The following is a 14,598-nucleotide window of genomic DNA, read 5'->3' on the forward strand; positions in this document are numbered from 1 at the left end:
AGGGGTGAGTTCACCAGCAGCAAGCCGAGTAGGCCGCCGATGCCGACAGCCGCGCCCGTCACTGCGTCGTCGAAGGCCAGGTAGCTCAGCCCGGCGAGGCAAGCGATCTGCAGAAGCCCCGCGCCGACGATCCCGCGCCAGGGCAGCCCCGGTGGCGTGCGACCGCTTCGAGAGGGCGGCTCGTCACGCTGGTCCACGTCAGGCGAACCCAGCGGGCCGAAAGCGGCCTGGCTTCGTGTGCTCACGTCCGTTCACCCCCTCAGGCGACGAACGCGGCTCACGGCCACTCGTCCCTTGAAGCGTTGGTGCTGTGCGTAGCCTCATCAGCCCGAACGGTCCGAGTCCTCGATGAGCCTCGCGGGGCGTTCCCGCGGGAACGCCTCGCGGCCCGACGTCCAACCCGGGGAGCTCTCACTCCCGGCCGAGGAACTCCTCGATGACGGCGACGAGCGCGGGCGGGGTCTCGTACATCGCGTAGTGACCCGCATCGGCGAGGACGACGAGCTCGGCACCCGGGTGGGTCTCCAGCCAGGTGGCCCGCATCGCGTCCTCCCCCAGCGCCGGGTCGTGCCGGCCGACGACGCAGAGCACCGGCACCCGCCCGGCCACGGCCCCGACCGCGGACGAGACGTCCTCGTCCGCCCAGGCGGTGAGGTAGTCGGCGAACGCCGCGGGATCGCAGGCGTCGAGCGAGTGCTGGACCAGCCCGTCGACGAACCGGCGGGGCAGCCGGTTGCCGGTGGTGAGGTCGATGATCGCGTACCTGCTGCCCCGGTCCCGTGCTGCGCCGCCGAAGAGGCCGCGGGCCTCCTGGTCGAACGGCGTCGGCCCGGCGGGCACGCCGCTGACGGCCACCAGCCGACGGACCCGGTCGGGGGCATCGGCCAGCACCTGCTGGGCGAACTTCCCACCCATCGAGTGCCCGACGACGGAGAACCGGTCCCAGCCCAGGCGGTCAGCGAGCTCCAGGGCGTCGGCGGCCACCTCGGCGACGGTGTGCTCGCCGGGCTCGTCCCTCCGGGCGCCGTAGCCGCGCAGGTCGGGGAAGGCCCACGTGTACACCTCCGGGTCCACCAGGTCGGGCAGCTGACCCCACCCCTCAGCCGAGCCGAACCAGCCGTGCAGCGCGAGGACCCGGTGCTCCCCGTGCCCGACCGTGCGGACGCCGTCTCCGCTCGTCACCTCGTCCCCCTCTGCCGGGCCAGCCGGACGTAGTGCTCGACCGCGGCCGGGTCGTCGACCGCACCGACGTTGAGCGCCTTCGCCGGGTCGACGCCCTGGAAGAGCCGCTTGAGCGGGACCTCCAGCCGCTTGCCGGTGCGGGTGTGCGGCACGGCGGGGACGACGAGCACCTCGTCCGGCACGTGGCGCGGGCTGGCCTGGGACCGGATGGCCGCCTTGATCCGGGCGACCAGGTCCTCGCTCAGCTCCTCGCCGTCCGCCAGCTCGACGAACAGCGGCATCCAGTAGCCGCCGTCGCGCTGCTCGACTCCCAGGACGACGCAGTCGACGACCTCCGGGACCGACTCGACGGCGGCGTAGATGTCCGCCGTCCCCATCCGGACGCCGCCCCGGTTGAGCGTGGAGTCCGAGCGGCCGGTGATGACGCAGGTGCCGCGCCCGGTGACCTCCATCCAGTCGCCGTGCCGCCAGACGCCGGGCCAGGGCTCGAAGTACGCCTCGCGGTAGCGGGACCCGTCGGGGTCGTTCCAGAAGTACAGCGGCATCGTCGGCATCGGCTCGGTGATGACCAGCTCGCCCAGCTCGCCGACCACCGGGCGGCCCTCCTCGTCCCAGGCGGCCGCGGCGACGCCGAGCATCGGGCGCTGCAGCTCACCGGCGGTGACCGGCAGCAGCAGCGAGCTGCCGATGAAGCCCGTGGCGACGTCGGTGCCGCCGGACAGCGAGCCGAGGAAGACGTCGGGCTTCACCGCGTCGTAGACCCAGGTGTACGCCGAGGCCGGCAGCGGGGAGCCGGTCGACCCGATCGACCGCAGCGCCGCCAGGTCGTGGGTCTCCCCCGGCCGGACGCCGGCCTTCTCGCAGGCCGTGAGGTAGCCGGCGCTGGTGCCCAGGTAGGTGATGCCGGTCCGCGCCGCGAGGGCGAACTGCGCGTCGACCGACGGGTACGCGGGCGCGCCGTCGTACACGACCACCGTGGCGCCGGACAGCAGCGCCGACGCGGAGATGTTCCACATGATCCAGGCGGTGGAGGCGTACCAGGAGAAGCGGTCGCCGGGGCCGATGTCCATGTGCAGCCCGGCCTGCTTGCGCTGCTCGAGGACGACGCCACCGTGCCCGTGCACGATCCCCTTGGGCAGCCCGGTGGTGCCCGACGAGTAGACGATCCACAGCGGGGCGTCGAAGGGCAGCGCCTCGACGACCGGCTCCTGCCCGTCGGCCACCGCGTCGGCCCAGCTCAGCGCGCCGTCCGGGACCTCGTCCGGGTGGAGCCGGGGGACGGCGATCGTCGTCCGCACGCTCGGCAGGGCCTCCCGCAGCTCGGCCACCACGTCGCGCCGGTCGTACTCCCTGCCGTTGAACCGGTAGCCGTCGACGGCGACGAGCACGGTGGGCTCGATCTGCGCGAACCGGTCCAGCACGCTGCGGGTGCCGAAGTCCGGCGCGCAGGAGGACCAGACCGCGCCGACCGCCGCCGCGCCGAGGAAGGCGACGACCGCCTCAGGGACGTTCGGCAGGTAGCCGGCCACCCGGTCGCCGCGCTGGACGCCGAGCCGGCGCAGCGTGGCGGCGAAGGCCCCGACCTGCTCGCGCAGCTGCGCCCAGCTGGTCTCGACCGGCTCGGCGTCCTCGGCGACGGCGATCAGCGCGGGACCGTCCGGGTCGACCGTGCCGTCGGCGGCGTGCCGCAGCGCCTGCTCGGCGAAGTTGACCGTCGTCCCGGGGAACCACTCGGCGCCGGGCATCTCGCGGCGGGTGAGCACCCGGTCGTCCGGGACGCCGGGCAGCACGCCGGACCAGTCGGCCACCTCGGCCCAGAACTGGTCGAGGTGCTCGACCGACCAGCGCCAGATCGCGTCGTAGTCCGCCGGGTCGCCGAAGTCGAGGCCCCGACGGCTGGAGACCCGGTCGGCGAACTGGGCGAGGCGGGTGGCCCGGATGGACTCGGGCGTGGGCCGCCAGAGGACCTCCGGCTCCGCAGACGTGTCGTCGCTCACGACAGCACCTTGCCACTCGTGCTCGCCCTCCGGCGGCCACCGGGTGTGCCCGCGTCGCGCCCAGGAGGCCGGCGGGACCACGATGTGGGCACACCCCGCGCCGAGGCCGGGCACGGGTCGGCCGAGGGGCGCGTGCCGGCGTCCGGCGACATGATGGGGTCCCATGAGCGACGAGGGCGGTGCCGAGCGGAACGTGCTGGGCGGCCCGCTGCAGCCGTGCGGCACGGACCCGATGACCGGCTTCTACCGCACCGGGTCCTGCACCAGCGGGCCCGAGGACCTGGGCAGCCACACCGTGTGCGCCGTCGTCTCGGCGGAGTTCCTGGCCCTGCAGCGCGAGCTGGGCAACGACCTGTCCACCCCGCGGCCGGAGTACGGCTTCCCCGGCCTGAAGCCCGGCGACCGCTGGTGCGTGGTGGCCGCGCGGTGGCTGCAGGCCTACCAGGCGGGCGCGGCGGCCGGCGTCGTCCTGGCGGCCACCAACGCCCGCGCGCTGGAGGTCGTCCCGCTGGAGGCCCTGCGCCAGCACGCGGTCGACGTCCCCGACGACCTGAGCAGCCTGGATTGAGGAGGCCCCCTCCGTGAGCGACCTGCTGGACACCCCGCTCAGGCGGCCGGCCGGCGACGCCCGCCGACGACGGTGTGCGCGGATGCGCAGTTCCGCCGGGCCAGACCGCGCATCGGCGCACTCCGTCAGGCGACTCCGCCCGCTTCAGATCCGGCGCGCGACCGAGGAGGTCCTGGCCCGGTGAGCGACGCCGACCTGCACTTCTGGTTCGACCCGGTCTGCCCGTTCGCCTGGATGACCAGCAAGTGGGTGCGCATGGTCGCCGAGCAGCGCGAGTACCGCGTGGAGTGGCGGCTCATCTCGCTCCGCCTGCTCAACCGGCACGTCGACTACGACGCGCAGTTCCCGCCCGAGTACGAGGCCGGCCACACCGCCGGGCTGCACCTGCTCCGGGTCGCCGCCCGCGCCCGCGCCGAGCACGGCCCCCAGGCGCTCGACCCGCTCTACGCCACGCTCGGTCGGCACGTCTTCGAGGACCCGGCCGGCCAGCCGCCGCCGGAGCGGGCCACCAGCCGCGCGTTCCTCGAGCAGGTCCTCGCCGAGGCCGGCCTGCCGGCCGACCTCGGCGCCGCCGTCGAGGACCCGTCGTGGGACGCCGTGATCCAGGAGGAGACCGACGCCGCCCTGGCGCTCACCGGCAAGGACGTCGGGACGCCGATCCTGCAGTTCCGCCCGCCCGGCGGAGCGGCCTTCTTCGGCCCGGTGATCAGCCGGCTGCCCAGCCCCGAGGACGCCGTCGCGCTGTGGGACCACGTCGTCGCCCTGGCCGGCTTCCCGGGGTTCGCCGAGCTCAAGCGGAGCCTGCGCGAGCGGCCCCAGCTGCCGGCGTTCGGCGTCCGCCCGGGCGAGGCCGGCCTGCAGGAGGACTGGCACGGGGGCAGCCGCCGCCAGCACCGCTGAGCGACCGCCGGCGGCCCCCGTCGGCGAGGGCGACTAAGGTGAGGCTGGCCTACCTCGCTGTCTGCCCCGGGAGCCGCTCGTGTCCTCGTCGACCGACGCCGCCCCGCGGCAGCGTCCGGGCGGCCTCGGGAACCCCGGCGGGGACCGGTCGGCCGGCCGGGGCGGCCTGACCGCGCAGCGCCGCACCCGGCTGCTCGGCCTGCTCCTGCTGCTCGTGCTCGTGGGGGTCGCCGCGACGCTCAGCATCGCCGTCGGCTCCCGCAGCATCGGTCTCGGCTCGGTGTGGCAGGCACTGACCGACCCCGGCGTGCCGACCGAGGAGACGGTGATCGTCCGGGAGCTGCGGGTCCCGCGCACCGCCCTCGGCCTCATGGTCGGCATGGCCCTCGGCCTCGCCGGCGCGCTGGCCCAGGGCCACACCCGCAACCCGCTGGGCGACCCCGGCCTGCTCGGCATCACGTCCGGCGCCTCGCTCGGCGTCGTCCTGGCCATCTACCTGCTCGGCGTCGGCACGCCCGCCGGCTACGTCTGGTTCGCCTTCGCCGGCGCGCTGCTGGGCACCGTGCTGGTCTTCGCGCTCGGCTCGGCCGGCCGCGGCGGTGCCTCCCCGGTCACCCTGGCGCTGGCCGGGGCCGCGCTGTCGGCGCTGTTCTACGCCCTGGTCCGGGCGATCCTGGTCAGCGACACCGACAGCCTCGACGCCTTCCGCTTCTGGGTGGTCGGCGCGCTGGCCGGCCGCGGCGCCGACGTCGCCTGGCAGGTGGCGCCCTTCATCGTCGCCGGCCTGCTGCTCGCCCTGGTCAACGCCCCGGCGCTGGACCTGCTCGGGCTCGGCGAGGACGTCGCCCGCGGCCTGGGCCAGCGGGTGTGGCTCGCCCGGGCGGTCGGCCTCGCGGCCGTGACCCTGCTCTGCGGCGCGGCGACGGCGGCCTGCGGGCCGATCGCCTTCGTCGGGCTGGTCGTGCCGCACGTCGTCCGGGCGTTCACCGGCCCGTCGCACCGCTGGCTGGTCCCCTGCTCCGGCCTGCTCGGGGCCGTCCTGCTGCTGCTCGCCGACGTGGTCGGCCGGGTCGTCGTCCGCCCGGGCGAGCTGCAGGTCGGCATCGTGCTCGCGCTCATCGGGGCGCCCTTCTTCATCGCGCTGATCCGCCGCCGCCGGCTGGCGAGCACGTGACGCAGCTCGAGCAACGGACTGCCGCCGAGACCCGGGTCCACCAGCCCGGGGAGACCACCGTCCGCGTCGGCCCGGTGTCCGGCCGGGTCCGCTGGCGCCAGGTGACGGTGGTGGTGGGGGCCGCCGTCGCCGTCGTCCTGCTCGGCGCGGCCAGCCTCGGGCGCGGTGACTTCCCGATCGGGCTGACCGACGTGCTGCGCACCCTGGTGGGGCTCGGCGAGGACACCCAGGAGTTCATCGTGCTGGAGCTGCGGGCTCCGCGGATCGTCGTGGGCGCCCTCGTCGGGCTGGCCCTCGGCGTGGCCGGCGCGCTGTTCCAGACCTTCGCGCGCAACCCGCTGGCCTCCCCCGACGTCCTCGGCATCACCCAGGGCGCCTCGGCCGGCGCGGTCGCGGCCATCGTGCTGGGCGGGACGGCGGGCGGCTCCGGGCTGCTCGGCGGCCTCGGCGTCCCCCTGGCGGCGCTGCTCGGCGCGCTCGTCACCGGCCTGCTGCTGCTGGTGCTGGCCTGGCGCAGCGGCATCGACGGGTACCGCATGGTGCTGGTCGGCATCGCGCTGTGGGCGGTGGCCGCGGCCGTCACCGACTGGCTGCTCACCCGCGCCGAGATCTACGACGCCGCCACCGCCTACGTCTGGATCACCGGCTCGCTCAACGCCCGCACCTGGGGCGAGGCGGTACCGCTGCTGGTCGCCCTCGCCGTCCTGCTGCCCGCCGCGCTGGCCACCAGCCGGGCGCTGGGCGTCGTCCAGTTCGGCGACGACACCGCCCGGGGCCTGGGCGTGCGGCTGGTGCCCACCCAGGCGGTGGTCGTGCTCGTGGCCGTCGCGCTCACCGCCGCCGCGGTGGCCGCCGCCGGGCCGATCGCCTACGTCGCGCTGGTCGTGCCGCAGGTCGCGATCCGGCTCACCGGCGGAGCGCGGCCCCCGCTGCTGGCCTCGGGCCTGGTCGGTGCCGCCCTCGTCGTCGGCGCCGACCTGCTCACCCGCACCGTGCTCCCCCAGGCGCTGCCGGTCGGTGTGCTCACCGCCGCCGTCGGGGCGCCCTACCTGCTCTGGCTCCTCGTCCGCGGAAGGCGGCGATCGACGCTATGACCGTCAACACAGCGACCACCACCCTGCCCCGCGCCGGAACGGTCCGTCTCGCCGCCGAGTCGGTCAGCCTCGCCTACGACGACCGGGTCGTCGTCCGCGACCTGGACCTGCAGCTCACCGACGGCTCGTTCACCGCGATCGTCGGCCCCAACGGTTGCGGCAAGTCCACCCTGCTGCGGGCGCTGGGTCGCCTGCTGCGCCCGGTCGGGGGCCAGGTGCTCCTCGACGGGCACGCCATCCAGCGGACGCCGACCCGCGACGTGGCCCGGGTGCTCGGCCTGCTGCCGCAGACCCCGGTCGCCCCGGAGGGCCTGACCGTCGGCGACCTCGTGGCCCGCGGCCGGCACCCGCACCAGTCGTGGCTGCGGCAGTGGTCGCGCGACGACGAGGCGGCCGTCGCCGAGGCCCTGACCTGGACCGACATGGCCGACCTCGCCGACCGCCCGGTCGACGAGCTCTCCGGCGGGCAGCGCCAGCGCGCCTGGATCTCGATGGCGCTCGCGCAGGGCACCGACCTGCTGCTGCTCGACGAGCCGACGACCTACCTGGACCTGTCGCACCAGATCGACGTGCTGGAGCTGGTGGCCCGGCTGCACGCCGAACGCGGCCGCACCGTCGTCGTCGTGCTGCACGACCTGAACCTGGCCGCGCGGTACGCGCAGCGGCTGGTCGCGATGGACGACGGCCGGCTGGTCGCCTCGGGCGCGCCGGAGGAGGTGCTCACCGAGCAGCTGCTGGCCGACGTCTTCGACCTGGAGGCGCGGGTCGTGCCCGACCCGGTGGCCGGGACCCCGATGGTGGTGCCGGTCCGCCGCCTGCGCTGAAAGAGGACCCCGTCCTCCTCACCGCTCGCAGGCTCGCGGCGAGCCTCTGGACGGGGCCGGTCAGCCGGCGGCGCCCAGCTTCCAGTAGCCCATGAACGCGACGGCTCCGCGGGGGACGCCGAGGTCGCCGACCAGCCGGCGGCGCAGCGTCTTCACCACGCCCGCCTCGCCGGCCAGCCAGGCGTAGCAGCCCGAGGCGGCTCCGTCGTCCCCCGACCCACCCTCGGGCACCTCCCACAGCAGCTCGTCGCCGACCTCCTCCGGCGGCGCGGCCGGCGTCGAGGCGATGCCCAGCTCGCACAGCGCGGCGTGCACGGCCGGCACCAGCCGCGACCCGCGCGGGGCCCCGTCCCTCGCCAGCCAGCGCAGCGTCGCCCCGGCCGGCAGCGCGACGTTCATCGCGTCGCCGGCCTCGGGCACCTCCAGCAGGGCGGTCACCGAGCGCGGTGGTCCGCCGAGGGACTCCAGGATCGCGCAGACCGCGGGGACCGCGGTCTCGTCGCCGGCCAGCAGCAGCGAGCGCGCACCGGGTGGCGGCGCCCACTCCACGCCCCACGGCCGGCCGGAGCCGGGGCGGTCGGGGCCGAGCAGCACGATCCGGTCGCCGGGCACCGCCGCGGCCGCCCAGCTCGCGGCCGGGCCGGCGTGCCCGTCGGCGATGCCGTGCAGGACGACGTCGACGTCGAGCTCGGCGCGCTCCGGTCGGACGGCGCGGACCGTGTAGGTGCGGATGACCGGGCGCTGCTCCTCGGGCATCGCGCAGAACTCCCGGTACCAGTCCTGGCCGCGGTCGCGGAGCCGGTCCAGCCCGGCGTCGTCACGGGGGAGCACCAGCTTGAACCGCTGGTCGCCGCCCGCGGCGCCGAAGCCCGCGAGCTCCGGGCCGGTGAGGGTGAGCCGCACGAAGCTGGGGCCCAGCCGGCGGACCGCGGCCACCGTGGCGTCGAAGAACTGCCAGGCGGGAGCTGCCACGACCTCCGGCTGCGCGGCGAGCGTCATGCGTCGTCCCCCGTCCCGGGTCACCCTTGCGGCGACCTACTTAGGCGAGGCTAACCTGGGCTGCCCCGCCAGGGGAACACCTGTCCCGAACCCCAGGAGGACCCTTGCCCCGCAGTCCACGCCGCCTGGTCGGCGCCACCCTCGCCCTCGCCGCGGCGCTCGCGGCCGCCGGCTGCTCCGGCGACACCGCGGAGCCGGCCGCGGCGGCCGAGGGGGGCGGCTGGACGTTCACCGACGACCTCGGGACCACCGTCGAGCTCGACGCCGTCCCCGAACGGGTCGCCGGCCTCAACGACGTGGTGGCCTCGCTGTGGAACTACGGCGTGGAGCCGGTCGCCAGCTTCGGGCAGACCTCCGCGGCCGACGACGTCGCCTTCGAGGGCCGCGACCTGGCCGACCTGGAGATCGTCGGCGAGAGCTACGGCCAGATCGACCTCGAGCGGCTGGCCGCGGCCGACCCCGACGTCATCGTCACCGCGGTGTACCCGACCGACTCCTCGGGCACGCTGGACCCGGCCCAGCCGCTGTACGGCTTCGAGTCGATCCAGCAGCAGGAGCAGGTCGCCGAGATCGCGCCGATCGTGGCGATCGCCTACCGCGGGTCGGCCGCCGACGTCATCGAGCGGACCGTCGAGCTGGCCGGCTCCCTCGGTGCCGACGCCGGCACCGTGGACGCCGCCCGCGAGGACTTCGAGGCAGCCTCGGCCGAGCTCACCGCCGCGGGCGAGCGCGGCATCACCGTGCTGCCGGTCTACGCCACCGCCTCGGACGGCTGGTGGATGGGCAAGGCCGCCGACGACCCGTCGCTGCGGCTCTACTCCGACCTCGGCGTGGACTTCGTCGACCCGGGCGGCGACACCTACTTCTGGGAGACCGTCAGCTGGGAGCAGGTCCCGCAGTACCCGAGCGACGTGATCCTGTACTCGCTGCGCGGCGGGGAGACGCCCGAGCAGATGCGGGCCCAGCCGACCTACCCGCTGCTCCCCGCGGTGCAGGCCGGGCAGGAGCACCCCTGGAAGTACATCGGCATGGACCACGTCGCCCAGGCGGCCTACATGTCCGAGCTGGCCGGCTGGCTGACCGAGGCCCGGAAGGTGACCTGAGGCCGCGGTTCAGGCGGGCGCGGGGGCCGGCTCCGGCACGGGAGCCGGCCGCCGCGCCGTCCGGGCGGTCTGGGCCAGGCCGATCCCGGTGAGGACGACGACGCCGCCGAGGACCTGCCAGCCGGACAGCACCTGCTCCACCCACAGCCAGGCGACACCTGCGGCGAGGACCGGCTCGACCGTGGCGACCAGCCCGGCCGTCGTCGGCGGCAGGTGGCGCAGCGCGGCCAGCGAGAGCCAGAACGGCAACGCCGCCCCGAGGACGACGATCCAGCCGACCAGCACCCACAGCGGCAGCTCCAGCGAGCCCAGCGACACCGGGACCGCCGTGCCGAGCACCGCGGGGTCGAACGGCCAGAACGGCGCGGCGACCGCCCAGAACAGCGCCGCCGCGACGAAGCTCCAGCAGGTGAGCGCGACCGGGTCGCGGGTGGTCGTGCCGCGCTCCCCCATCAGGTAGTACGTCGCCAGGCACAGCGCCGCGCCCAGCGCCGCGGCGACCCCGCCCGCGTCGAGCGAGCCGCCGCCCCGCCAGACCTCGGCGACCAGCACCAGCCCGGACAGCGACAGGCCCAGCGCCGCCCACAGCCGCCGCCGGACCCGCTCGCCGCGCACCAGCCACACCCACAGCGCGATGAGCACCGGCGCGGTCATCTCGAACACCAGCGCGATGCCGACCGGCAGCCGGCCGATCGCGACGTAGTAGAGGTACTGGGTGAGCGCGATGCCGACGGCGCCGAACGCGGCGAGGAACGGCACCTCCCGCCAGGACACCCGCAGCCGCGCCGGCGCGACGACGGCCAGGACGGCGAGCATCACCACCGCGGCCCCGCCGCAGCGCAGCGCGGTCAGCCACGGCGCCGGCACGCCGGCCTGCAGGGCCAGGGTGGAGACCGTGCCGTTGACGGCGAACAGGCCCGCGGCCGTGATGGTCAGGGTGTAGCCGAGCCGGGGCACGCGGCCGACGGTAGCGACCGTGGTGCCCCGAGCCCCCTACCGGGGGGTCACTGGACGGCGGCCGGGTCCATCCAGACGACCTCCCAGACGTGGCCGTCGGGGTCGGTGAAGCTGACCCCGTACATGAAGCCGTGGTCCTGGGCCGGCATCCACGGCTTCCCGCCGGAGGCCAGCGCCCGCGCCAGCAGGTCGTCGGCCTCCTCCCGGCTGCCCGCCGACAGCGCGTTGAGCACCGTGGTGGACCGCGCCGGGTCGCCGATCCGGTCGGCGTCCGGGACGAAGTCGGCGAACCGGTCGCGGGTCAGCAGCATCACCACGATGTTGTCGGCGACGACGACCGACGCCGTCCGCTCGTCGGAGAACTGCTCGTTGAAGCCGAAGCCGAGGCCGCCGTAGAACGCCTTGGCGGCGGCCAGGTCGGTCACGGGCAGGTTGACGAAGATCCAGCGCACGGTGAGCTCCGCTCGTCGCGGGGGCCCGGTCGGCCCCGTCGCCAGGTAGGACGGGGCCGGCCGGCCGGACTCATCGGCCGGGGACCGGCGAGCCGACGTCGCGGACGGTCCCCCCGCCGTCGGACGCGCGGTGGACTGCGGCCGGCAGCGGGGTGGTGCCGGTGGCCGTGTCCGGGACCCCGTCGCCGTCGGCGTCCGGCGCGGACTCGACGACCAGCACGAAGTCCTCGCCGTGCCGGGTGATCCCCTCGACGACGGCCTGCTCGACCGCCTCGGCCGCGACCGTGCGGCGCAGCACGACGGGGTCCGAGCGCACGTCCTTGGCCAGCGCCACCGCCATGCCGACCATCACCAGCGCGAACGGCAGCGCCGCGATGATCGTCAGGTTCTGCAGGCCGGTGAGCGCCGCGTCGCCGCCGACGAGCAGCATGATCGCCGCCACGGCCCCCATGACGACGCCCCAGAAGACCACCGTCGTCCGGCTCGGGGTCAGCGTGCCGCGCTCGGACAGCGAGCCGAGGACGATCGAGGCCGCGTCGGCGCCGGAGACGAAGAAGATGGCCACCAGCACCATGACCAGCACGGTCATCAGCGTGGCCAGCGGGTAGGTGTCCAGGACGCCGAACAGCTGCCCCTCGGCGGTGGCCTGCCCGGCGACGTCGGCGCCGCCGCGCTGGGCGGCGATCCCGGCGCCGCCGAAGACGGCGAACCAGACCAGGCTGACCACGCTGGGCACCAGCAGGACGCCGGTGACGAACTGCCGGATCGTGCGGCCGCGGCTGATCCGGGCGATGAACAGGCCGACGAACGGCGTCCAGCTGATCCACCAGGCCCAGTAGAAGACCGTCCAGCCGCGCAGCCACTCGGCCGTGGCGTCGCCGCCGCTGGCCTCGGTGCGCGCGGCCATCTCGCCCAGGTCGGCGAAGTAGGTGCCGATCGTGGTGGGCAGCAGGTTGAGGATGAGCACCGTCGGGCCGACGACGAACACGAACACCGCCAGCACGAGGGCCAGCACCATGTTCGTGGTGGCCAGCCACTGGATGCCCCGGGCGACCCCGGAGACGGCGGAGGCGACGAAGGCCGCCGTCAGCACCGCGATGACGACGACCAGCAGGCCGTTGCCGGCGTCCCCGGCCCAGCCGAGGATCTCCAACCCGCTGCCGATCTGCAGCGCGCCCAGCCCCAGCGAGGCCGCCGAGCCGAACAGCGTGGCGAAGATGGCCAGGACGTCGATGAGCCTGCCGGCCAGGCCCTCGGTGCGGCGCCGGCCGAACAGGGGGGCGAACGCGGCGCTGATCAGCTGCCGCCGGCCGCGGCGGAAGGTGCCGTAGGCGATGGCCAGGCCGACGACGGCGTAGATGGCCCACGGGTGCAGCGACCAGTGGAACAGCGTGGTCGCCATCGCCGTCTCCAGCGCCTCCGGCGTCTCGGCCGCGACGGTGCCCGGCGGCGGGGAGACGTAGTGGGACAGCGGCTCGCTGACCCCGAAGAACATCAGCCCGATGCCCATGCCGGCGCTGAACATCATCGCCACCCAGGACACCGTCCGGAACTCCGGCGCCTCGTCGTCGCGGCCCAGCGGGATCCGCCCGTACCTGCCGGCCGCCAGCCAGATCACGAAGACGACGAAGGCCGAGGCGAGCAGGACGAACAGCCAGCCCAGGTTGGTCTCCACCCACTCCAGGGCGGTGCCGCTGGCCGACCCCAGCCCCTGCGGGCTGGCGAAGCCCCAGGCCACGAAGGCCAGGGCCACGACCGCGGCGACGCCGAAGACGACCCGGTCCAGCGCCCCGCCGCGGTCGGCGGGCGACGGTGGTGGTTCCGCGACGGCGGGGTGGGCCTCGGGAGCCCCGGAGGGGCTGGGGGGTGCAGGTGTTGTGGTCACGACAGTGGCGCCGGTGGCGGCGCGCCTCCCTCTCTCGGTTGACGAACGGACGCCGCCGGCGCGGTGGGGCGCCGGGGCAACCCGTCCACGGTAGGGAGGTCACCGGACGGGTGCGGACCGCCGTGACCGGGGCGAGACCGGCCCGGGGGAGCGGGAGGGTGCTGTGTGCCCGCCCCGGCGACCGGGCACACACCCCGGGACGAGGCGTCCGGCCCGGCCGGACCGAGGCACCACGACGGGGAGGCACCAGACCGTGAGCGAGCCACGTCCGCCCTGGTCAGCGCGGCGACGGAGGCTCCTGCTGTGGCTGGCGGCCGGCGCCGTCCTCGCGGGTCTGGGCGCCGTCGGCCTGCCCGGTGAGCTCGGTGTGACGGCGGCCTTCCTGGCCGCGCTGTGCGCCTTCCTGTTCGTCGTCGCCCTGGTGGTGTTCATCACCGTCCCCGGACCGGACACCCTCGGCACGCTGCTGCGCACCTCGCCGCTGGCCGGCGCGGTGCTCGTGGTCGCCGTCCTGCTGGTGCTGGCCAACCCGGCGGGGTCGCTGCGCTGGCTGTGGGTGGTCGCGGCGCTCGCCGCCGCGGCGTGGACGGCGTTCGCCGTCTGGGACACCCGCCGCACCGGCGGCTGACCGCGGCGGCAGACTCCCTCGACGTGACCGCCGGCCTGCCCACCGCCCTGTACCTGCCGGACGGCGACGGGTTCGTCGCCACCGACCTGACCATCGGGCCGTGGGACCCGGGACTGCAGCACGCCGGGCCGGTCGCGGCGCTGCTCGCCCGGGAGGCCGAGCGGGTCACCGAGGTCCCGGACGGGCAGACGGTGCGGCTGGCCTTCGACATCCTCGCGCCGGTGCCGGTGAGCCCGGTGCAGGTGACCGCCCGGTTGCTGCGGCCCGGACGGCGGATCGAGCTGGTCGAGGCGGTGCTCACCGCGGACGCCTCCGCGCGGCCGCTGGTGCGGCTGACCGCCTGGCGGATGCGGACCTCCCCGGTCGAGGGGACGCCGGAGGCCGGCCTGCCGCTGCCCGGGCCCGAGCAGAGCCGCCCGGAGACCGCGGCGTTCTTCACCACCGACGTCGCCTACCACCGGGCGCTGGACTGGCGCTTCGCGCACGGCTCCTTCAACGCGCCCGGCCCGGCCGCCGCCTGGACCCGGCCGCTGTGCACGCTGGTCGAGGGCGAGCCGATGAGCCCGCTGCAGCACCTGCTGGTGATGACCGACGCGGCCAGCGGCATCTCCGCCGTCCTGGACTGGCGGCGGGCCACGTTCGCCAACGTCGACCTCACCGTCGCGCTGGTGCGGCCGCCGGCCGGGGAGTGGCTGGGCGTGGACGCCGCGACCACCGTGGGGCCGTCCGGCGCCGGTCAGTGCTTCGCCGAGCTGTACGACGCCACCGGCCGGATCGGCCGCTCCGCGCAGGCGCTGTTCGTCGAGACGCGCTGAGCGGGCCGGCGCGCTCGGCG

Annotated in this window: 14 protein-coding genes; 8 read left to right on the plus strand and 6 right to left on the minus strand. The window is 75.6% G+C overall.

From position 1 onward, the window contains the following. Window positions 1–411: 411 nt before the first annotated feature. Complete coding sequence (locus tag BLR12_RS10770) at window positions 412–1,182, minus strand: alpha/beta fold hydrolase (RefSeq protein ID WP_091377448.1); 771 nt, start codon at window positions 1,180–1,182, stop codon at window positions 412–414. After that, complete coding sequence (locus tag BLR12_RS10775) at window positions 1,179–3,179, minus strand: acetoacetate--CoA ligase (protein ID WP_091377451.1); 2,001 nt, start codon at window positions 3,177–3,179, stop codon at window positions 1,179–1,181. Before BLR12_RS10775 ends, BLR12_RS10770 begins: the two co-directional genes overlap by 4 nt. A 163-nt stretch (window positions 3,180–3,342) precedes the next feature. Here BLR12_RS10775 and BLR12_RS10780 point away from each other — a divergent pair, with 163 nt between their 5' ends. The 5 genes from BLR12_RS10780 to BLR12_RS10800 all read left to right on the plus strand — a co-directional run bounded on the left by BLR12_RS10780 (window position 3,343) and on the right by BLR12_RS10800 (window position 7,739). Then, window positions 3,343–3,747 (plus strand): DUF2237 family protein, encoded by a 405-nt coding sequence (locus tag BLR12_RS10780; protein ID WP_091377453.1) that lies wholly within the window; start codon window positions 3,343–3,345, stop codon window positions 3,745–3,747. 180 nt (window positions 3,748–3,927) lie between these two features. After that, complete coding sequence (locus tag BLR12_RS10785; RefSeq protein WP_091377455.1) at window positions 3,928–4,647, plus strand: mycothiol-dependent nitroreductase Rv2466c family protein; 720 nt, start codon at window positions 3,928–3,930, stop codon at window positions 4,645–4,647. A gap of 79 nt (window positions 4,648–4,726) precedes the next feature. After that, the gene (locus tag BLR12_RS10790) at window positions 4,727–5,821 is read left to right on the plus strand and encodes a FecCD family ABC transporter permease (RefSeq protein ID WP_176832464.1); all 1,095 of its coding nucleotides are present in this window, start codon (window positions 4,727–4,729) and stop codon (window positions 5,819–5,821) included. Further along, entirely contained in the window at window positions 5,818–6,915 is a 1,098-nt protein-coding gene (locus tag BLR12_RS10795; RefSeq protein WP_091377458.1) for a FecCD family ABC transporter permease, read from the plus strand. The genes BLR12_RS10790 and BLR12_RS10795 overlap by 4 nt, the downstream gene beginning before the upstream one ends. After that, window positions 6,912–7,739, plus strand: a complete 828-nt coding sequence (locus BLR12_RS10800; protein ID WP_091377461.1) for an ABC transporter ATP-binding protein — start codon at window positions 6,912–6,914, stop codon at window positions 7,737–7,739. Before BLR12_RS10795 ends, BLR12_RS10800 begins: the two co-directional genes overlap by 4 nt. 60 nt (window positions 7,740–7,799) lie before the next feature. Here BLR12_RS10800 and BLR12_RS10805 read toward each other — a convergent pair whose 3' ends face one another. Continuing rightward, on the minus strand, window positions 7,800–8,738 hold the full coding sequence (locus tag BLR12_RS10805) for a siderophore-interacting protein (RefSeq protein ID WP_091377464.1): 939 nt from the start codon (window positions 8,736–8,738) through the stop codon (window positions 7,800–7,802). 104 nt (window positions 8,739–8,842) lie between these two features. On the opposite strand from BLR12_RS10805, the gene BLR12_RS10810 reads away from it, so the two are divergent. After that, window positions 8,843–9,841: an ABC transporter substrate-binding protein gene (locus BLR12_RS10810; RefSeq protein ID WP_091377467.1), complete on the plus strand. Its 999-nt coding sequence runs from the start codon at window positions 8,843–8,845 to the stop codon at window positions 9,839–9,841. Between the two features lie 9 nt (window positions 9,842–9,850). Here the strand turns inward: BLR12_RS10810 and BLR12_RS10815 are convergent, their stop codons facing one another. From BLR12_RS10815 to BLR12_RS10825, 3 genes are all read right to left on the minus strand, one after another. Then, window positions 9,851–10,798 (minus strand): EamA family transporter, encoded by a 948-nt coding sequence (locus BLR12_RS10815; RefSeq protein WP_091377470.1) that lies wholly within the window; start codon window positions 10,796–10,798, stop codon window positions 9,851–9,853. Window positions 10,799–10,845: 47 nt separating this feature from the next. Then, a complete protein-coding gene (locus tag BLR12_RS10820) occupies window positions 10,846–11,250 on the minus strand; it encodes a VOC family protein (protein WP_091377473.1) in 405 nt (134 codons plus the stop codon). 70 nt (window positions 11,251–11,320) lie between these two features. Continuing rightward, complete coding sequence (locus tag BLR12_RS10825; protein ID WP_091377475.1) at window positions 11,321–13,135, minus strand: BCCT family transporter; 1,815 nt, start codon at window positions 13,133–13,135, stop codon at window positions 11,321–11,323. A gap of 253 nt (window positions 13,136–13,388) precedes the next feature. Between BLR12_RS10825 and BLR12_RS10830 the strand changes: the two genes are divergently transcribed. Next, window positions 13,389–13,763, plus strand: coding sequence for a hypothetical protein (locus tag BLR12_RS10830; RefSeq protein WP_091377478.1), 375 nt, complete (start codon window positions 13,389–13,391; stop codon window positions 13,761–13,763). Between the two features lie 23 nt (window positions 13,764–13,786). Continuing rightward, complete coding sequence (locus tag BLR12_RS10835) at window positions 13,787–14,578, plus strand: thioesterase family protein (protein ID WP_091378462.1); 792 nt, start codon at window positions 13,787–13,789, stop codon at window positions 14,576–14,578. Window positions 14,579–14,598 lie beyond the last annotated feature (20 nt).

The organism is Geodermatophilus sp. DSM 45219, assembly GCF_900104025.1.
Classification (GTDB): domain Bacteria; phylum Actinomycetota; class Actinomycetes; order Mycobacteriales; family Geodermatophilaceae; genus Geodermatophilus.

What these genes read in the sequence shown, in the direction of transcription:
- BLR12_RS10780 (WP_091377453.1), top strand. Translation starts at nt 3,343, where the DNA reads ATGAGCGACGAGGGCGGTGCCGAGCGGAACGTGCTGGGCGGCCCGCTG.
- BLR12_RS10805 (WP_091377464.1), bottom strand. Translation starts at nt 8,738, where the DNA reads ATGACGCTCGCCGCGCAGCCGGAGGTCGTGGCAGCTCCCGCCTGGCAG.
- BLR12_RS10800 (WP_091377461.1), top strand. Translation starts at nt 6,912, where the DNA reads ATGACCGTCAACACAGCGACCACCACCCTGCCCCGCGCCGGAACGGTC.